Here is a 19,293-nt window from a genome sequence, read left to right as displayed (position 1 = left end):
GAGCACCTCGCCCTCGCGCGGACCCTCCAGGTCCACCTCCATGATCTCGAGCGGCTTTCCGGCTCCGACGGCAACTGCGGCGCGGGTTTTCATGGTTTACACTCCCAAAATATCGGTTACCGGACCGATGGCCGGCGGAATTGCTTAAAACGGGTCAGGCTGCCTTGGCCGGTCCGGCGGGGAACACCCCCGACATCACCGTGAAGCCTTTGATGCGCTTGACACGATCGCACCAGCGGCGGATCGCCGGATAGTCCTGTCTGGGGACACCGCCCTCTTCCGACAGCATGATGTAGGGGAAGCAGGCGATGTCGGCGATGGTCGGATGCGAGGCCGAGCAGATCCAGTCGCGGCCCTCCTGCTCGCCGAACCACAGATGCTCGTCGAGGATGCGGAACAGGCGATGGGCGCCGGCACGGGCCGCCTCGACGTCAAAGTCGTAGAACAGCGCGTCATGCAGCCGGGCCGCTGAAGCCGTGCCGGTGATGCCGTCGGCGAAGGCCAGCCACTGGCCGATCTCGCCGAGCAGCGCCGGATTGTCGCGCGGATACCAGGTACCCACGGCATCGTATTTCGAGGCGAGATAGACAAGGATCGCCTGGGCGTCGCGCAAGACGAGGCCATCGTCTTCAATCACAGGCAGTTGCCCGAGCGGATTGATCTTGAGGAACCATTCCGACTTGTGCTCGCGGCCGGGGTAGAAGTCGATCGGCACCGTCGTCCAGTCGACGCCGAGCATGCCCATCAGCAGGCGCAGCTTGTAGCAGTTGCCCGACAGTTCGTAGTCGTAGAGCGTAATCACAAGGGAAACTCCTAGAGGTCGAGGACGAGCCGCGCCGACTTGGCACGCGACACACAGGTCATGATCTTGGTGCCGGACTTGCGCTCGGCATCGTTGAGATAGACGTCCTGGTGATCCGGTTCGCCTTCGATGACGGTCGCGAGACACGTGCCGCAGGCGCCCTGCTCGCAAGACGACGGCATGTCGATGCCGGCTTCACGCATGACGTCGAGGATGGTCCTGCCCGCGGGCACCTTGAGCGTGACGCAGGAACGCGCCAGCGCCACCTCGAAGCTCGAGCTGTCGTCGATGACATTGGTGTTCTTGAAGTATTCGAAGTGCACCGCCGTTTCCGGCCAGCCGGCCTCGGCGGCGACATGGCGCGCGGCTTCCAGCATCGGCCCGGGGCCGCAGAGATAGAGATGCGCATCCGACCTGTAGCCGGACAGGATCTCGCGCAGCCTGGCGCCGGTCTGCTCGGGCGAAAGGCCGAGATGCGGCTTGAGCGATGTGCCGAGACAGGCGGTCTTCTCCGGGAAGGCAAGCTGCGCCTCGTTCTGCGCGAAATAGTGCAGTTCGAAATTGAGGCTCTGGTTGCTGAGCGCCTGGGCCATGGCGAGCAGCGGCGTGATGCCGATGCCGCCGGCGACGAAGATGGTCTTCATCGCATCGCGGCGCAGCGGAAAGTTGTTGCGCGGCTCGGAAATCGCCAGAACGTCGCCCTGGCGCACCGTCTCGTGCAGGCAGGTCGAGCCGCCCTTGGAGTCGCGCTCGAGCTTGACGCCGATGATATAGCTGTCGCTTTCGCCCGGGCCGTTGGTGATCGAATATTGCCGGATCAGGCCGTTGGGCAGATGCACGTCGATATGGGCGCCGGGCTGGAAGGTCGGCAACAGACCCTTGATCGGCCGAAGCTCGAAGCCGGCGATGCCGTCGGCAGCCTGCCACTTCCTGGCAACCTCGACGCGGATCGTCGCCTTGCGACCGTGCTTGGTCTCTTCCGGCATCTCGGCGAGTTCCGGCGAAACCCGGTCGATGACGGGCTCCAGCGGTGCAGGCACCGGCTGTGCCTGGGCCTCGTGCTCGGCGATGTCGCGCAGCTTCGACAGGAGGTCGTTGTGGTGATGGAGCACGGCCAGCCGCACGGCACCCTCGACCTTGCCGTCGAGGACGCCGCGGATCACCGAACGGTTGGAATCGACCGGCTGGACGAAGAACACGGCCAGCGTCGAAGCTTCGCCATCGACGGCACGCAGCGCGACCGAAAACTCGTTCGATGCCTCGACGGAGACCTTGGCGTCGCTGCCGTCGGTCCGGCCGTTCGGCTGGAAGCGGTAGCCCTCCAACCTGGCCGCAACGACGTCGGCCGGGGCGTTGACCGGGATGCCGCGCAGGGTCAGCAGTTCGCCCTCGGCAAGGCCGGGCAACTCGGGCACTTCGCCCTGCGGCTCCTCGGCCGACCAGATGAGGCCGTAGCGCTCGACGGCGGCGAAGGTGCGATTGGTGATGGTGCGCGCCGGCGCGTCGGCCGGATGGGCGGGAATGTAGGTACAGCCGGCGGTACGGTTCGAATAGCGCCAGCCATGGTACTGGCACTTCAGTTCGCGGCCATCGTTGATGCCGATGGACAGGCGCACGCCACGGTGCAGGCAGCGGTTTTCCCAGACGTTGACGTAGCCGTCGTCGGCACGCCAGACGGCGAACTCGCGGCCGAGCAACTGGGCATGGAAGACATGCCGGAACGGCAGGTCATAGGTCGCGGCAACGGGATGCCATCTGGTCTTGGCGGTATCGAGCATTGTTGTCTCCAGAACTGGGTTTCGCGCGGCTCGCGCTCAGGTAGCGGCGGGAATGACCCCGTAGGTCACACCCTTCTGACTGAGCCAGCGGCGGTATGCGATCGCCGACTTGTCGGCACGGATGGGTGTTTCGGCGCGCGGATCGAGCGGCAACCGTTTCGGGAACTGGTTTTCCAGGATCGGCTTGTCCTGCCCGAAGATCGTCTGCTGGAAGCGCTTGATGACCTTGTCCTCGTTCTCCTCGTCGAGGATGCACAGCATCATGTGCGCCCGCACATGCTCCTGGTCGACCGGCTGCAGGAACACGGCGATCACGTCTAGGCGGCTTTCATCGACCGGGCTCGATTTGTAGAGCACCGAGCAATAGGGATGCGGCACCCGGTAGATGTAGTCGACGTCGGCGCCCTCGGTCGACGTCGTCGAGGCCATCGGCTGGAAGAAGCGGCAGCGCGTGGCCAGGATCTCGTCGCGGTCGACCGAAATCTCGACGTCGTATTCCTTCACCTCGGTATGCGGTTCGGCGCCGAGGATGTCGGTGTGGACATAGGGGAAATGTCCCATGTCGAGGAAATTCTCGATTGCCCGCGGCGCCGAGACGTTCACGCCGACGGTCGCGGCATTGAGCTTGCGGCGGTCGGGCTCGTCGAATTCCGGTATCGGGAACAGGTCGGCCGGCGGATTGCCGAGCGACGTCCAGATATAACCATAGGCGAGCTTGACCGGCAGCTTGCCGTCAACGGCCGCCACGTCCACCAGGCTGCCCTCGGCAAGATCGGCCCGGTCGCGCCAGACCGCGGCGCTGCCCTTGCCGTCGATGGCAAGGCTGAGGCGTTCCTCCAGAAGCACCGTATCGACGACGACACCTGCCCGCACCTCCGCAAGGGCGGCCAGCGGGTGCCAGAGGTCGAGGATCACCTGATCCGTGCATCGCGTCTTGGTCATATGCGTTTCCTTAGTGAAGGCGCGGTTTCACATCCGCGCCGGTATGGCACCATAGGTGACCGACTTGTCGCGCAACCAGCGCCGGTACAGCACGGCCACGGCATCGGCGCGGATCGGCGTTTCGGCACGCGGATCGAGCGGCAGCCGCCTCGGCACCTGGTTCTCCAGGATCGGTTTGTCCTGGGCGAAGATCAACTGCATGAAGCTGCGGATCCCGGCCTCGTCGATGCCTTCCTTGAGGTAGGTGAGGAAGGGATGAGCGACGCAATTTTCCTCGTCGACCGGCTGGACGAACAGGGTAATGACGTCGAGCCGACCTTTCTGCGCCGGATTGCTCTTGTACAGCGCCACCGTGTAGGGGCGGATCACCTTGTAGACGTAGTCGACGATGAAGCCTTCCCTAGCCGTCGGCGAGGCGACGGGCTGGTAGAACTGGCATTCGGTCGCCACCAGCTCGTCGGCGGCTGTCAGTTCGACCTTATAGGGCGCTACTTCCGTATGCGGTTCTTCGCCAAGCCAGCCGGTGTGGACGAAAGGAAAATGTCCCATGTCGAGGAAATTCTCAACCATCCTCAACCCCGACACCTTGACGGCGATCGAGCCGCCGGTGACGAGATAACGATCGCCCTCCTCGGCTTCGGGCACGAAGACGATGTCCCGCTCGGGCTTGCCCAGGCATGCCCACAGGAAGCCATAGCGTTTGGTCGAATTGACGACCTCGCCGCTGTCTTCGCGGATGATCTGCTTGTCGTATCGGCCGTGGCTTCGAATGGTAAGATCGACGCCGAGAAGCCTTGTCTGAAACGCCGTGGCCGAGGACAGGTTCGCCAGATCCGCCACCACGTGCCAGTCGTTGAGAAGGACTCTGTCGCTACAAAGGGCTGCTATGCTCATGGCACCCTCCCTGGCTAGCACTTCCCCATGAACCTAGCTCTCTTATGCCTCAATTGGAAACACAGGATTGGATATCAATCAATAAGAAATTGCATATCCAGTTAAGAATTTTGGTTGACAGCGCGAACCGATTGAATACCGATATGGAATACCGTAACTCGGGATATGCGGCGCCGTCGGCGCAGCGCGAACCGGAGCTGGCCGCCAAGAAGCCAAAAAGGCACTGGCGGGAGGAGGGAGTTGCATGAGCCGCTCGCAGGCGATTGCCGACATTTTGACCCGGGCGATCCTCGATCACCGGCTCGTGCCCGGCTGCAAGCTCGGCGAGCGCGAGCTGTCCGAGATTTTCGACGTCAGCCGCATTGTCATCCGCCAGTCGCTGATCCGCCTTGCCGACGACGGGCTTGCCCAGATCGAGCGCAATCGCGGCGCCTTCGTCGCCCGTCCCAGCATGCAGGACGCGATGGAGATCTACGACGCCCTGACCCTGGTCGAACAGGGCGTGGCGGCCCAGCTCAGCGATCGCCTCGGCCCCGCCGGCTGGGCCGAATTGCGCCAGCATGTCGAGCGCCAGCGCCAGGCGGTTGCCTCGGGCAACGATGCCCTCGCCGACGTCCTCGGCCAGGAATTCCACACCGTTTTCGTCCGCCTCAGCCGCAACAAGGTGATGCAGGAAATCCACGCCCAGCTGGTGCGCCGCACCACGCTGCTCCGGTCGCTGATCACCGCCGATTTCGACTACTGCAACCTGCTCGACGACCATGCCCGCGTGGTCGAACTGCTCGAAAAGGGCCGGCTCAAGCCGGCGATGGAGCTCATTGATGCACATCACCGCAGCGTCGTGCGCGGCTACATCATGGACCGGCAGGTGTTCCCGGAGCTGACGCCCCGCGAAGCGCTGGAGCCGTATCTCGACGGCAAGGCCGGCGAAGCGCCGAAGCCTGCGCCACGAAAAAAGACGGGAGATAGAGGTGGAACAGGGGCGCACGCCCACGTCCACACCGCTAAATAGACCCGGCACGAAGCCGGGCGCCGACTACCAACAGAGGGTTACCACAATGCTTAATCTCAACAGACGCAAATTCCTGCAATATTCCGGCGCTGCCGGCGCGGCACTCGGCACCGGCAGCTGGGCTGGCCTCGCCAGCGCCCAGGAGCCACTCAAGATCGGCGTCGTCTATGTCTCGCCGATCGCCGACATCGGCTGGACCAAGCAGCACAGCCTGGGCGTCGATGCCATCAAGGCGGAATTCGGCGACAAGGTCGCGCTGACCGTCATCGACAACATCTTCATGCCCCAGGACGCCGAACGCGTGTTCCGCGAACTCGCCGCCTCCGGCAACCAGCTGATCTTCGGCACCTCGTTCTCGCACGGCACGCCGATGCAGAAAGTGGCGCCGCGCTTCCCCAAGGTCGCCTTCGAGCATTGCTCGGGCATTGTCCACTTGGCCAATCTCGGCACCTTCGAAGCCAAATATTATGAAGGCTGCTACGTGGCGGGTGCTTCCGGCGCCCATATGAGCAAGTCCGGCAAGATCGGCTTCATCGGCGGCTTCCCGATCCCCGACATCGTCGGCCCGGCCAATGCGCTGTTGCTCGGCGCCCAGAGCGTCAATCCCGACATCACCTGCAATGCAATCTTCCTCAATTCCTGGTTCGATCCGGGCAAGGAAAAGGAAGCGGCCAACACGCTGCTGTCGCAGGGCTGCGATGTCATCTGCTCGATGACCGATACCGCCACCGGCGTGCAGGTGGCGGGTGAAGGCGGCGCCTGGTCGATCGGCTATGCCTCAGACATGGCTAAGTTCGGCTCCGGTAAGCAGCTGACCGCCTTCACCCTCGACTGGTCGAGCGACTATGTCCGCGCCGCCAAGGGCGTGGCCGAAGGCAACTGGAAGCCGGAATCGCGCTGGGACGGCCTCGCCGGCGGCGTGGTCAAGATGGCGCCCTACAACGAGGCCATCCCGGCCGACGTCATCGCCAAGCTCAAGCAGCTCGAAGCCGACATCGGCTCGGGCAAGATCCATCCCTATGCGGGCGAACTGAAGGACCAGGACGGCAACGTCAAGGTCGCAGCCGGCAGCGTGCTGGCCGATGCCGACATCCGCGGCATGAACTGGTTCGTCAAGGGAATGATCGGCAAGCTCGGCTGATTTCCGCCCCACGCTAGCAAGTCCACCGGAGCCCAGGCTCCGGTGGCTATGGCTGCGCATCGTCCAACCCAAATGGCAGGACCGGCTATGCCCCCACGCCTCGAATTGCGCAACATCACCAAAAGCTATCCCGGCATCGTTGCAAATGACGACATCTCGATGTCGATCATGCCGGGCGAAATCCATGCGGTGCTCGGCGAAAACGGCGCCGGCAAGTCGACCTTGATGAAGATCATCTACGGCGCGGCCCAGGCCGATTCCGGCGAAATCTTCTGCGACGGCAAACCCATCGCCGCGCACACGCCAGCCACCTCGCGAGCGCTGGGCATCGAGATGGTTTATCAGCACTTCGCTTTGTTCGAATCCGTGACCGTGGTCGAGAACATCGCGCTGGCCGTTTCCAACACCTTCGACCTCGACGCGCTTGCCCGCCAGATCACCGAGCTGTCGAACCGCTACGGCATGCCGATCGATCCGCACCGCCGCGTGCACGACCTCTCCGTCGGCGAGCGCCAGCGCGTCGAGATCGTGCGTTGCCTGTTGCAGGCGCCGAAACTGCTGATCCTCGACGAGCCGACCTCGGTGCTGACGCCACAGGCGGTGGTCAAGCTGTTCGACACCTTGCGCCAGCTCGCCAGCGAAGGCTGCTCCATCGTCTACATCAGCCACAAGCTCGACGAGGTCCAGGAACTCTGCGACACCGCAACCGTGCTGCGCAACGGCAAGGTGACGGGCACGGCACGGCCCAAGGAAAGCACCTCCGCCCAACTGGCACGGCTGATGGTCGGCGCGGAACTGCCGGAGATGCACGTCAGCCCCTCGGTGCCGAGCGAAAAGCCGGTGCTCGAAGTGCGTGGCCTCACCGCCCCGGCGCGCGACCGCTACGGCGTCGAGCTGAAGAACGTCTCGTTTGAGGTGCGTGGCGGCGAGATCGTCGGCCTTGCCGGCGTCTCCGGTAATGGCCAGGCCGAGCTGATCTCGCTGCTCAGCGGCGAGCGTACCCATCCCAATGCCCTGACGATCCACATCGACGGCAAGGCTGCCGCCCATCTCAACGCCAGCGAACGGCGCAAGCTCGGCATGGCCTTCGTGCCGGAAGAACGTCTTGGCCGCGGCGCCGTGCCGCCGCATGCGCTGTGGCAGAATGCGGTGCTGACCGCCCACCGCACCGGGCTCGTCCGCAACGGCCTCGTCGACCGCAAGGGAGCAAACAGCTTCGCCGCGAAGATCATCGAGCGCTTCAAGGTCAAGGCCAACGGGCCTCAGGCGAGCGCCCAGAGCCTGTCGGGCGGCAACCTGCAGAAGTTCATCGTCGGCCGCGAGATCGCACTCCAGCCCAAGCTGTTCCTCGTCGCCCAGCCGACCTGGGGCGTCGATGTCGGCGCGGCAGCCTTCATTCGCCAGACGCTGGTCGATCTCAGCCGTTCGGGTGCGGCCGTGCTGGTGATCTCGGAGGAACTCGACGAGCTGTTCGAGATTTGCGATCGCCTGCTGGTCATCTGCCAGGGACAGGTTTCGCCGCCGCTGATCAGAACAAAAACCAACCGCGAGGAGATAGGCCTGCTGATGACCAGGGTCGACCGCGGCAACGGAACCAACGGGAGAGGCGAAGTTGCGGTACAGGATTGAACAAAGACCGGAACCATCCGCCAGGATGCGGGTGGCGGCGCCGGTCGTCGCGACCGGCCTGACGCTTGTCGTCGGCTCGCTTTTGTTTGCCGCGCTCGGCTATGACCCGCTGGCGACGCTGCAGGCCTTCTTCATCGCTCCGCTCAATTCGTTGAACGGGCTCTCCGAATGGCTGCTCAAGGCGTCGCCGCTGATCCTCATCGCCTGCGGCCTGGCCGTCGGCTTCCGTGCCAATGTCTGGAACATCGGCGCCGAGGGACAGCTGATCGTCGGCGCCATCGCCGCTTGCGGCGTCGGCCTGTTCTACCCCAACCCCGAAAGCCCCATCCTGCTGCCGCTGATGGTCCTGGCTGGTGCCTGCGGCGGCATGGCCTGGGCCGCCATCCCGGCCTTCCTCAGGGCGCGGATGAACACCAACGAGATCCTGGTCACGCTGATGCTGACCTATATCGCGACGCTTCTCCTGTCGTGGCTGGTGCACGGGCCGTGGCGCGACCCCGCCGGTTTCAATTATCCGCAGACCGCACTTCTGTCTGCCGCTGCGATGTTCGAGCCCTTCGACTATGCCTACCGGCTCAACGCCTCGGTCTTCATCACCGTGGTCGCGGTGTTCCTGATGTGGCTGTTCACCGACCGCAGCTTCCTCGGCTACAAGATGTCGGTCAGCGGCGCCGCCCCCCTGGCGGCACGTTATGCGGGCTTCCGCGAATCCTCGGCCGTCTGGATCGGCCTGCTGGCCGGCGGCGCTGCCGCAGGCGTTGCCGGCATGGCCGAAGTGGCCGGACCGCTCGGGCAGTTGTCGCCGCAGATCTCGCCCGGTTACGGCTTCGCCGCGATCATCGTCGCCTTCATCGGCCGTCTCAATGCCTTCGGCATCGTCCTCGGCGGCCTGCTGATGTCGCTGCTGTTCCTCGGCGGCGAGGCAGTGCAGATGAACCTTGGCCTGTCGGCGGCATTGACGCGAATCTTCCAGGGCATATTGCTGTTTTTCCTGCTCGCCGCCGACTTCTTCATCTTCTATCGACTTCGCCGCATCCCGGAGCACGCCTGATGGACCTGTTCATTGCCATCTTCACCGGCACCATCATTGCCGCCACGCCGCTGATCTTCGCGGCCCTCGGCGAACTCGTCGTCGAAAAATCCGGCGTCCTCAACCTCGGCATCGAAGGCATGATGCTGATCGGCGCCGCCTTCGCCTTCTGGGCGGTCATCGCAGGCTTGCCGATGCCGGTGGCGATCCTCGCCGGCGCGCTCGGCGGGGCAGCCGCCTCGCTGCTGTTCGGCGTGCTGGCGCTGACGTTCCTCACCAACCAGTATGCCGCCGGCCTGGCCCTCGCCATCTTCGGCTCCGGCGTCTCGGCCTTCCTCGGGCGCAATTTCGGCTCCGCTCCGATCGACGCGCTCGACCGCATCAGCATCCCGTTCCTGTCGGACATCCCCGTCATCGGGCCGATGTTCTTCCGTTTCGACCCGATGGTCTATTTCGCCATCGTCATGTTCGCCGTCATCAGCTGGTTCCTCTACCGCACCAAGGGCGGGCTGATCCTGCGCACCATCGGTGAGTCGCCGGAGACCGCGCACGCCATCGGCTATCCGGTGATCAGGATCCGCTATCTCGCGGTGCTGTTCGGCGGGCTGATGGCCGGGCTTGCCGGTGCCTACCTGTCGGTCGCCTATACCCCACTCTGGGTCGAAAACATGACGGCCGGCAAGGGCTGGATCTCGCTGGCGCTCGTGGTCTTCGCCACCTGGCGGCCGCTGCGCGTGCTGCTCGGCGCCTGGCTGTTCGGCGGCATGACCATCCTGCAGCTTCAGGGCCAGGCGCTGGGCATTGCGGTTCCCTCCGAACTGCTCTCCGCTTTGCCCTATCTCGCGACGATCGTCGTGCTGGTCATCATCTCGCAGAACCGGCAGATGCTCGCCCTGCACTTCCCGGCATCGCTGGCAAAGCCATTCCGTCCGGCGACATAAGTCGCCGGGCCGCGAGACGTCACCATGCCCCCTGCCGAAAACCCCTTCCCCAACGACCCGGATCGCACCGCGATCTGGGAGATGCTGGTGCGCCGCGACATCGCAGCGTTTGTCGGCCAGGACTGGGCCATAGTCGCAGGCGATTTCGACGAGCAGCGCTTTCTCGGCGTCCACGCCCACAACTCGACCGACCCCGACCACTGGGATGCCGCCTTCCCCTCGCTCGCAACCTATCGCGACGAGTGGCTGCGCCAGGCGGCGGAGACGGCCGCCACCGCCTATGCCGAGCCGCTGGCAGACGCGATCTTCCGTGCCACGCGGTTGACGCAGATCGACATCACGAACGACGTCGCCGTGGCCCGCAAGAAATTTGACGGCACCATCCGCCGTGCCGACGGCAGCGACGATCGGCTGAACTGGCAGACGCTCTATTTCTGCCGCAAGGCCGGCGACCGCTGGAAGATCACCGGTTTCGTCGGGTACCTGGAATACAAATAACCGCTTCGCGCGTGGCTGATCGTCCTCGGGAAACGGCGCCCCTTGGGGCGCCTTTTCTTTTCCCGCATGGCCCCTGCAAGACAGAAAAGTCGATCTTGCAATCTTTGCGCTTGACTGCAAGATATCTTGCATTCTAAGAGTCGAGTGCAATGTGGATGCAAGATGATGACGCTGCTGGATCGCATCAAAAGCCATTCGACCCGCCTCACCGAGGCCGACCAGCGACTCGTCTCCGCCCTGCTTGAAAACGCCGCCGAAGCCGCCTTCCTGTCGAGCGCCCGCCTTGCCGAGCGCGCCAGCGTGCATGAGGCTGCAACCACCCGGCTTGCCCAGAAGCTTGGCTTCAAGGGCTACCCGGAGCTGCGCTCGCAGCTGCAGCGCGAACTGGTCGAAAGCCAGGATGCCGCCGAGCGCATGCGCCGCTCCGTTGCCAAGGTCGAGCATGGCGACTTCCTGCTCGACCTGATCGGCACCGAGATCGCGGCGCTCGAACATCTCCGCCTTGCCGTCCCCCAGGACAGCATCAACCGCGCCGCCGACATGATCGTCGAGGCGAAGCGGGTGTTCCTGTTCGGCCAGGGCCACGCCCAGTCGATCACCCAGTTCCTGCGCCGCCGGCTCGACCGCTTCGGCATGACCCCGATCGTGCTCGAGGGCCGCGGCCGCGACATCGCCGAGCGCGTCGTCGGCATGCGCGAGGGCGATCTCGTCCTGGCGCTCGCCTTCCGCAAGCAGCCGACCAGCTACGCGCCGCTTGTCGAGCACTGCCATGCGCAAGGCGCCAAGGCCATGCTGGTCACCGACCTTGCCGGAACCATGATGCAGCCACAGGCCGACCTGGTGCTGGCAGCACCGCGCGGCCGTTCGGGCAGCGAGTTCCAGACACCGACGGTGCCGTTCGCCATCGTCAACGCCATCCTTCTGACCATCGCCGGCCGCCACCAGCCCCGCGTCATGAGTGCCCTGGAGCGGCTATCGGGTCTGTTCGACGAATTCGATTGAGAAAACCTGGGAGGGAACCATGCTCAAGTCGATGAAATGGGCGCTGTTTGCAACGGTCGCCATACTGCCCCTTGCAGCCAGCGCTGCCGAGCTCGACACCATGAGCACGGCCGAACTGCTGCCGCTCGCGCAGAAGGAAGGCAAGGTCACCGTCTTCTCGTTGTCGAGCCGCATCGCCAAGGTCGAGAAGGCATTTGAGGAAGCCTATCCGGGCATCGACCTCGTCGGCGTCGACATGAGTTCGGTCAAGCAGATCGCCCGCGTCGTCGCCGAGCAGACCGCCGGCGTCAACGCCGTCGACGTGCTCTACATCGCCGACACGCCCGTGGTCTACGAAGACCTGGTCAAGACCAACCGCGTCGTGCCCTACATCCCGCCGCGCGTGGCGGGCGAACTCGCCGACGAACACAAGACGCCGCTGCTGACCCAGCGCCTGTCGACCAAGGTCCTGATGTACAACGAGGCGGCCAACCCGAATGGCGCGCCGATCAACAACCTCTGGCAGCTGACCACACCCGAGTGGAAGGGCCGCGTGCTGATGGTCGACCCGATGCAACGTGGCGAACTGCTCGACCTTCTTGTCGAGTTCTCGCTGCGGCCCGACGACATGGCAAAGGCCTACGAGGCCCAGTTCGGCAAGCCGATCGCCGTCGACAGCGACCTTGAGGGCGCGGGAGAACAGTTCATCCGCGACCTCTTCGCCAACGACCTCGTGCTGGTGCCCAACAGCGACGCCATCAACAAGGCCATCGGCGACAAGACGACGGCGAACCCGCCGGTCGGTTTCGCCACCTATTCCGACCGCCGCGACAACGAAAAGGAAGGCTGGGCGTTGCAGGTTGCCAACGACGTCGCGCCTTCCAATGGCATTCTGTTTCCAGCAGTCCTTGCACTGGTCGACAAGGCACCGAGCCCGGCTGCGGCTCGGTTGCTGATCGACTTCATGATGGGCGACGACTCGGCCACTGGCGGACCGGCCTTCGAGCCCTTCAATGTGCCGGGCGACTATGCCGTGCGACCGTCGGTGAAGGACAGCCCGGATTCGGTACCGCTCAAGGACCTCAAGGCCTGGCGCATCGATCCGGTGAAGACTGCCGCCGCCCGCAAGCGTATCGCCGACCTGGTGCTGACGCTGCAATGACTGCGGCCGGACCGGCGCCTTGGGGGAGGCGCCGGTCCGTTCCCCTTGCCTTTCCGACCGCGTCGCCGCGGCCCGGCTGCCCCGCGCTTCAATTCCGCGAGAAAGATTGTCATGTCCGCCGCTGCAACATCCGTGTTGTCCCGGAGAGGCTTTTTGCGCTCCGAAACGCTCGTACCCATCATCCTCATCCTGGTCGTCGGCATCCTGGTCATCGCGCCGCTGGTCAAGATCGTCCTGTCGACGCTGACGGTCGAGGGCCTTGATGCCTGGCAGGCCGTGCTTGCCAGCAAGATGTCCGAGAACCTGTGGTGGCGTCCGCTCTGGAACACCATCCTGCTCGGCATCGGCGTCGCAGCCGGCTGCATCCTGATGGGCGGCTTCCTCGCCTGGCTGGTTGTGCTGACCGACGTGCCGGCGCCGAAGACCCTTGGCCTGCTCGCCACGCTGCCCTTCATGATCCCGAGCTTTGCCGCTGCCCTCGCCTGGGGCGCCCTGTTCCGCAACAGCCGGCTTGGCGGCTCGGTCGGCTTCTTCGAAGCCAACGGCTACATCGTGCCCGACTGGCTCGCCTGGGGCCTGCTGCCGACCCTGATCGTGCTGATCGCGCACTACTATTCGCTGGCCTTCACCGTCATTTCGGCGGCCCTCAGCTCTGTCGGCGCCGACCTCGTCGAGGCGGCACAGGTGGCCGGCGCCAAGCGGTCGCGGATCTTCTTCGGTATCATCCTGCCTGTCGTCACGCCCGCGCTGATTGCGGCGGCCTCACTCACCTTCGCCGGTGCGGTCTCCAACTTCGCCGCCCCTGCCCTGCTCGGCCTGCCGGTCAGGATGCAAACGCTGTCGACGCGACTGTTCGGCATGATCGAGACCGGCCAGACCGAACGCGGCTTCGTCATCGCGCTGCTGCTGATCATCGTCTCCGCATCCTTCCTGTGGCTCGGCGAGCGCCTCGTCGCCGGCCGCAAGAGCTACGTCACCGTCACCGGCAAGGGCGGCCGCACCAAGCGCTTTCCACTCGGCAAATGGCGCTGGCCACTGTTTACGGTCGCCGTACTGATGTGCGCGCTGACCACCTTCCTGCCGGCGGTGATCCTCACCGCATCGAGTTTCGCGCTGCAGAACGGCTCGCTGTTCTCCAACTGGACGACACATTTCTGGATCGGCGAAGGCGGTACCGACATGGCGCAGGGCCAGGCCGGTATCTTCCGCAACCCTGTCTTGATCGAAGCCCTGTGGATGACGCTGAAGCTCGCCGTCACCGTGGCATTCACCACGATGGCGCTCGGCCTGGCGCTGGCCCACACCATCGCCCGCAACAAGGGTTCGGTGCTGGCCACCGTCCTCGGCCAGGTGTCGTTCACCCCTATCCTCATCCCGAGCATCGCCTTCGCAGCGGCATACATCGCGCTGTTCGGCGCGCCCATCGGCCCGCTGCCCTCGCTCTACGGCACCTTCCTGCTTCTGGTGCTGGCCGCCTCGGCACATCTGCTGCCCTACGCGGTGCAGTCGGGCCGCTCGGTGCTCGGCCAGATCTCAGCCGACATCGAGGAAAGCGCCCGGCTGACCGGCGCCGGCTTCTTCCGTCGCATGGGCGCCATCATCATGCCGCTCGCCATCCGCGGCCTGCTTGCCGGTGCGCTGCTGGTCTTCGTCAAGATCGTCCGCGACCTGTCGCTGGTGGTGCTTCTGTTCACCTCGACCTCGCCGGTCCTCAGCATGCTCGCCTACCGCTACGCCGCCGAAGGCTTCATGCAGTTCGCCAACGCCATCACCATGGTGATCCTCGTCCTCTGCGTCGTCGCCACGCTTCTGGCGCATCGCCTCCAGAACCGCGTCCAGAAGTGGAAATCCGCATGAACACGCAAAACGGCACGTCCGTCCCGGCGATCGCGATCCGCGGCGTCACCAAGCGTTTCGGCGGCTTCACCGCCGTCGACAATGTCGACATTTCGGTGCCGCAGGGATCGTTCCTGGTGCTGGTCGGCCCGTCCGGCTGCGGCAAGTCCACTTTGCTGCGCATGCTGGCCGGGCTGGAGACGCCCAGCGAAGGCGAGTTCGTCTTCATGGGCCGCACCGTCTCCGACGGCACGCGCGGCCTAGTCGCCGACGCCGGTGCCCGCGATGCCGGCCTGGTCTTCCAGAGCTACGCGCTGTGGCCGCACATGACGGTCGCCGGCAACATCGAATGGCCGCTCAAGGTCGCGAAATGGAGCAAGGCCGATCGCGCCGCCCGCGTCGACGAGGTGCTCGGCCTTCTCGGCATCTCGGCCCTGAAGGAGCGCTACCCCGCGGAGATATCCGGTGGCCAGCAACAGCGCGTGGCAATCGCCCGCACCATCGGCCCCAAGCCGAGCATCCTGTTGTTCGACGAGCCGCTCTCCAACCTCGACGCCAAGCTGCGCATCGAGATGCGCAGCGAACTGATGCGCATCCACCGGGCCACCGGCGCGACCTCTGTCTACGTTACCCACGACCAGGTCGAGGCGATGACCATGGCGAGCCATGTCGCGGTGCTGAACAACGGACGGGTCGAGCAGTTCGGCGCGCCGCTCGACCTGCTCGAAAACCCGCGCACCACATTCGTTGCCACCTTCCTCGGCACGCCGCCTGCCAATCTGATCGAGGTGACACGAAGCGGCGACGGCCTCGTCTATGAAGGGCTGCGTCTGGCCGACGCCAGGCGGGCCGAAGCGCAGGAGGGCCTGCAGCTTCTCTATCCCGCCCACGGCCTGGCGGTCGGCGACGTGCCGGGACGGCCGGCAATCACGGCACGCTTCGAGGAGGCGGCGCCGATCGCAGGACGCACCATGGTGACGGCCTTTTCCGGCGGCAAGCGGCTTACCGCCATGGCCGACGGCTACTTCCGCGCCGCAAGCGGCGACACGATACGCCTCAGCTTTCTGAGTGAGCCGAGCGCGGTTTTTGCAATGACTGGTGAAAGGATCGACTGATGAGATTGATAATGGTGCGCCATGGCGAGACCACCTGGAATGCCGAACACAGGCTCCAGGGCCACGACAACGCGCCGCTGTCGCCACGGGGCATCAGGCAGGTCCAGCGTTTCATCGATTTCGCGAAGGCCATGGAGCCCGACCATGTCGTGGTCTCCGATCTTGGCCGAACCCGCGAGACGGCCAGCCTGCTCGGCTATGGCGATGCGCCGCTCGATCCGCGGCTGCGCGAGATCGACATGGGCAACTGGACCGGCCGCATCAAGCACGAGCTAGAGGCCGAGCGTCCACATGAATATCTCGCCTGGCGCGCCGGCACCTTCACGCCCGACAGGGGCGAGCCATGGGCGGATTTCTGCGCCCGCATCGTCGAGGGCCTGCGTGATTGTCTCAGAACATGCAGCGGCGACACGCTTGCCATCGTCCATGGCGGCGTCATCCGAGCCGCCTGCCACGCCTTCCTGGGGCTTCCGCCCTCGCGCGTGGTTCCGGTGACGCCGGGTACCGCGACGATCCTGAGCTTCGATACCGCCGATGCGCCAGCAGCGCGGCTCGAGGCCTACAACATCGCAGCCGTCACGCCGGATTTCGATGCGCCGGACTGAGGTCGCGCCGGTCGCCAGCAGCTGACGTATGGCTGAGTCTGGACAATTCGGAGATGAAGGAAGCTCGCGGCTAAAGGAAAATGTCGCGGCTTCCGAGGGTCCCCCAAGAAGCCGCAGTTTCCCCCCTCACAGAGGCTGTAATAGCTAGATTATTTAAAACGCAGGTCTGCAATACAGACTTAGGTAGAAATGGCTGTGCGCCAACGGCAATATCTTGTTTCTGCATATGTCATGCGTTGTTAGAGCACCCAAACTACCAACACGATTCCAAATTCTGCAGCATCCCCCGTTTGGAGTATGCCGCCCAAAAATTAGGCATGGTCCGCGCGGTCGCCGCGCAGCGACGGGCCACCTGATGCCCACACGCAACCACGCTGGCAGTTTATTTCGAGGCTTCCTCGATATAGGCGATCACATTGGCGATGTCGGCATCGTCCTTGAGACCGGGAAAGGCCATCTTGTTGCCGGGCACCTTTTCCTTCGGCGCCTTCATGTAGGCGGCGATGTTGGTCTCGTCCCAGACGAGGCCGCCGGCACCAGCCTGCTTCATGGCATCGGAATATTTGGCCTCGAAGCTGGGGAGCGTTCCCGCCGTGCGGCCGACCACGCCGTGCAGGGACGGGCCTATCTTGTTCTTGTCGACCGCCAGGTCATGGCAGGCCATGCACTTGCTGAACACCTTCTTGCCGGCGGCCGCGTCGCCTGCCGCATGGACCGGATTGTTGGCTAGAACCGAAGCTGCAAGAAGGGCGAATGCGCCCCATGCCGTCAGTCTCATGGCTATCTCCTAAGTCAGGGTCGGCGCTCCACGTCGACGCCAGCGATACTATCCCCGGCTGTGGTAACGCGCCATGCTCCATTGCGTTGCAGCTTCTGGAGCCAGCACGGCCGAAATAGGAGGCCGTGCGGCAGGGGCGACAAGGGCCGCGATGATTGCTATCATCGTCCACGGTGCAGGTCGCGGTTCGCGTGACCAGTCACGCTGGACGGCAGCACCGCGAAGCCGCGACCGAACCGGGCCCGATCTCGGAGGAATGGTTCATGGCAAACTTCCACGTTTACGCAGCAGGAACCGGCAGCAACGTCGAACATCCCGCCATACGTCGGATAGGGGTTTCGGATGTGTTTGACGCGCTTCGCCGAGGATTTGAAGACTTTTGGGACAAACCTTCACACTACGTCTTTTTATGCCTGATCTATCCGGTCGTTGGCGTGTTCCTCATTACATGGACCTCCGGCGGCAACGCACTGCAGCTGATCTACCCGCTGATGACGGGCTTCGCGCTGCTTGGACCATTCGCCGCGATCGGCCTCTACGAGATCAGCCGTCGGCGCGAGCAGAACATGGACACCTCCTGGTGGCATGCGCTCGAAGTCAGGAACTCGCCCGCCATGCCGGCCATTGCCGTGCTCGGCGTCATGCTGATGGCGCTGTTCATCGTCTGGCTGTTCACCGCGCAGGCCTTGTTCTCGTGGCTATACGGCGACAGCGCTCCGGCGACCTTCTTCGGTCTCGCCAGCGACGTGCTGACCACCCAGCGAGGCTGGACGCTGATCATCCTCGGCAACGTCATCGGCTTCCTGTTCGCACTCGTCGCGTTGAGCACGACGGTCATCGCCTTCCCGCTGCTGCTCGATCGTGACATCGGCGCCTACGCCGCCGTCGAGACGTCGGCACGCGCGATCATGGCCAACCCGATGCCGATGCTGCTCTGGGGCCTGATCGTCGCGGTCGGACTGGTGATCGGCACGCTGCCCCTGCTCGTCGGACTGGCAATTGTGCTGCCCGTGCTCGGCCATTCGACCTGGCACCTTTACCGCAAGGTGATCGAGGCAGCACCGGCATCGACGGGCAATCGCGCCTGACCCTCACTTCGCCGGTGGCGGCCCTGCCGCCGGTTCTGTCTAGAAAAACTTCGCCCGCCCTGATGAGGGGCGGGCGTTGAAGTTTCCGGGCCCTGTCAGGCCGGGTGGCTGAAACGCGCCACTTGCGCGCCCTGCAGCAGGTTACGGAAATCGCCGCCGCTGACATGCACCAGCGTCTTGTGGTCGCCGCCTTCGAAATAGACGTCGCCTTCCGCGCCGAAGCTTTCGTCGAGAATGACGGGTACGTCATAGGCAGCGCCCACCGGGGGCACGGCACCGATGTCACAGTCGCTGAACAATTGCCCGACCTCGTCTTCCGAAGCGAGGCCCAGCCGCTTGCCAAGCACGTCCTGCAGCGTGTTGAGCTCGACCCTGTGGCTGCTCGGAACCACGGCCAGCGCGTAGCCCATTTCGTGGTGCAACAGCACCGGCTTGGCAAGCCGCCTGCCCGGAATGTGTGCCGCCTGCGCCGTCTGGCTGCTGGTCGAGGTCCGGTGATGGGCAACGGTATCGAAGGGGATACCCTTGCCGGCTATGTAGTCTTGAAGTTTCCTTGCGATCGTCATCTTGGGCGTCCTTCTGTTGGGGGGATCCTCGAAGAACGAGAACCCACATTCTCCTCCCATCCTTTTTCCTGTCAACGAAGAACGCGCCGGCCGCCTGGAGCGGCCATGCCTACTGTCCAGCGCCGAACGACAGCACGCGCGTGATTTCGGTGTAGCGTGACTCCACGACCATGATCGCCACGAACACCAGGATCACCAGCGGCGGCACGATGATCGCATAGGCAAGCGCCAGCCGCTCCCAGGCCATGTGCATGAACACGGCAACGATGAGCCCGGCCTTCAGCATCATGAAGATCAGGATCAGGCTCCATCTGAGCATGCCCTGAAGGGCGAAATAGTCGACGGCATAGGAACAGGCGCTGAGGATGAACAGCCAGCCCCAGACCACGAGATAAAGCTTGATCGGGTGCTGCTGCCCTTGCGCATGCGCGCCCGCCTGAGCCGGTGCGGCGTGCCCGTGGAGGCCATGATCCCGCGCTTCTACCTGTGCCATCG

Annotated in this window: 19 protein-coding genes; 12 read left to right on the top strand and 7 right to left on the bottom strand. The window is 64.5% G+C overall.

Going from position 1 to position 19,293, the window contains the following annotated elements; genetic code table 11:
- Positions 1-154: 154 nt before the first annotated feature.
- The 4 genes from GGR00_RS25920 to GGR00_RS25905 are packed head-to-tail and all read right to left on the bottom strand — an operon-like array spanning position 155 to position 4,416.
- Positions 155-802 carry a glutathione S-transferase N-terminal domain-containing protein gene (locus tag GGR00_RS25920; protein ID WP_184702210.1) on the bottom strand — a complete coding sequence of 216 codons (648 nt, stop codon included), beginning with the start codon at positions 800-802 and terminating at the stop codon, positions 155-157.
- Positions 803-813: 11 nt separating this feature from the next.
- Positions 814-2,580 carry a Rieske 2Fe-2S domain-containing protein gene (locus GGR00_RS25915; RefSeq protein ID WP_055973994.1) on the bottom strand — a complete coding sequence of 589 codons (1,767 nt, stop codon included), beginning with the start codon at positions 2,578-2,580 and terminating at the stop codon, positions 814-816.
- 36 nt (positions 2,581-2,616) lie between these two features.
- Positions 2,617-3,522: an aromatic ring-hydroxylating oxygenase subunit alpha gene (locus GGR00_RS25910; RefSeq protein ID WP_055973996.1), complete on the bottom strand. Its 906-nt coding sequence runs from the start codon at positions 3,520-3,522 to the stop codon at positions 2,617-2,619.
- Between the two features lie 27 nt (positions 3,523-3,549).
- Positions 3,550-4,416, bottom strand: a complete 867-nt coding sequence (locus GGR00_RS25905) for an aromatic ring-hydroxylating oxygenase subunit alpha (protein WP_055973999.1) — start codon at positions 4,414-4,416, stop codon at positions 3,550-3,552.
- A gap of 244 nt (positions 4,417-4,660) precedes the next feature.
- On the opposite strand from GGR00_RS25905, the gene GGR00_RS25900 reads away from it, so the two are divergent.
- From GGR00_RS25900 to GGR00_RS25850, 11 genes are all read left to right on the top strand, one after another.
- On the top strand, positions 4,661-5,428 hold the full coding sequence (locus GGR00_RS25900; protein ID WP_055974002.1) for a GntR family transcriptional regulator: 768 nt from the start codon (positions 4,661-4,663) through the stop codon (positions 5,426-5,428).
- A gap of 46 nt (positions 5,429-5,474) precedes the next feature.
- A complete protein-coding gene (locus GGR00_RS25895; protein ID WP_055974005.1) occupies positions 5,475-6,569 on the top strand; it encodes a BMP family ABC transporter substrate-binding protein in 1,095 nt (364 codons plus the stop codon).
- An 87-nt stretch (positions 6,570-6,656) separates the two neighbouring features.
- The gene (locus GGR00_RS25890; protein WP_055974009.1) at positions 6,657-8,198 is read left to right on the top strand and encodes an ABC transporter ATP-binding protein; all 1,542 of its coding nucleotides are present in this window, start codon (positions 6,657-6,659) and stop codon (positions 8,196-8,198) included.
- Positions 8,182-9,249, top strand: coding sequence for an ABC transporter permease (locus tag GGR00_RS25885; protein ID WP_184117368.1), 1,068 nt, complete (start codon positions 8,182-8,184; stop codon positions 9,247-9,249). Before GGR00_RS25890 ends, GGR00_RS25885 begins: the two co-directional genes overlap by 17 nt.
- Complete coding sequence (locus GGR00_RS25880; RefSeq protein ID WP_055974014.1) at positions 9,249-10,169, top strand: ABC transporter permease; 921 nt, start codon at positions 9,249-9,251, stop codon at positions 10,167-10,169. Before GGR00_RS25885 ends, GGR00_RS25880 begins: the two co-directional genes overlap by 1 nt.
- A gap of 24 nt (positions 10,170-10,193) precedes the next feature.
- On the top strand, positions 10,194-10,667 hold the full coding sequence (locus GGR00_RS25875; RefSeq protein ID WP_055974017.1) for a hypothetical protein: 474 nt from the start codon (positions 10,194-10,196) through the stop codon (positions 10,665-10,667).
- Between the two features lie 162 nt (positions 10,668-10,829).
- Positions 10,830-11,669 carry a MurR/RpiR family transcriptional regulator gene (locus GGR00_RS25870; protein ID WP_210309433.1) on the top strand — a complete coding sequence of 280 codons (840 nt, stop codon included), beginning with the start codon at positions 10,830-10,832 and terminating at the stop codon, positions 11,667-11,669.
- 19 nt (positions 11,670-11,688) lie between these two features.
- A complete protein-coding gene (locus GGR00_RS25865) occupies positions 11,689-12,810 on the top strand; it encodes an ABC transporter substrate-binding protein (protein WP_082496504.1) in 1,122 nt (373 codons plus the stop codon).
- Positions 12,811-12,921: 111 nt separating this feature from the next.
- Positions 12,922-14,667 (top strand): ABC transporter permease, encoded by a 1,746-nt coding sequence (locus GGR00_RS25860; protein ID WP_055974022.1) that lies wholly within the window; start codon positions 12,922-12,924, stop codon positions 14,665-14,667.
- Positions 14,664-15,761 carry an ABC transporter ATP-binding protein gene (locus tag GGR00_RS25855; RefSeq protein WP_184702208.1) on the top strand — a complete coding sequence of 366 codons (1,098 nt, stop codon included), beginning with the start codon at positions 14,664-14,666 and terminating at the stop codon, positions 15,759-15,761. The genes GGR00_RS25860 and GGR00_RS25855 overlap by 4 nt, the downstream gene beginning before the upstream one ends.
- Complete coding sequence (locus GGR00_RS25850; protein WP_055974028.1) at positions 15,761-16,366, top strand: histidine phosphatase family protein; 606 nt, start codon at positions 15,761-15,763, stop codon at positions 16,364-16,366. The genes GGR00_RS25855 and GGR00_RS25850 overlap by 1 nt, the downstream gene beginning before the upstream one ends.
- Before the next feature lie 382 nt (positions 16,367-16,748).
- On the opposite strand, the gene GGR00_RS25845 is transcribed toward GGR00_RS25850, so the two are convergent.
- Positions 16,749-17,144 carry a c-type cytochrome gene (locus GGR00_RS25845; RefSeq protein WP_055974032.1) on the bottom strand — a complete coding sequence of 132 codons (396 nt, stop codon included), beginning with the start codon at positions 17,142-17,144 and terminating at the stop codon, positions 16,749-16,751.
- Positions 17,145-17,407: 263 nt separating this feature from the next.
- Here GGR00_RS25845 and GGR00_RS25840 point away from each other — a divergent pair, with 263 nt between their 5' ends.
- On the top strand, positions 17,408-18,232 hold the full coding sequence (locus GGR00_RS25840) for a DUF2189 domain-containing protein (RefSeq protein WP_184702206.1): 825 nt from the start codon (positions 17,408-17,410) through the stop codon (positions 18,230-18,232).
- Between the two features lie 95 nt (positions 18,233-18,327).
- Here the strand turns inward: GGR00_RS25840 and GGR00_RS25835 are convergent, their stop codons facing one another.
- Both GGR00_RS25835 and GGR00_RS25830 read right to left on the bottom strand, forming a co-directional pair.
- A complete protein-coding gene (locus GGR00_RS25835) occupies positions 18,328-18,798 on the bottom strand; it encodes an aminoacyl-tRNA deacylase (RefSeq protein WP_184702204.1) in 471 nt (156 codons plus the stop codon).
- Between the two features lie 109 nt (positions 18,799-18,907).
- Positions 18,908-19,291, bottom strand: a complete 384-nt coding sequence (locus GGR00_RS25830) for a cytochrome C oxidase subunit IV family protein (RefSeq protein ID WP_184702202.1) — start codon at positions 19,289-19,291, stop codon at positions 18,908-18,910.
- Positions 19,292-19,293: the final 2 nt, after the last annotated feature.

The organism is Aminobacter aganoensis (assembly GCF_014206975.1).
Lineage (GTDB): Bacteria > Pseudomonadota > Alphaproteobacteria > Rhizobiales > Rhizobiaceae > Aminobacter > Aminobacter aganoensis.
Note: the sequence above shows the minus strand (reverse complement) of the source record. Positions and strands in the feature narration are given on the sequence as shown.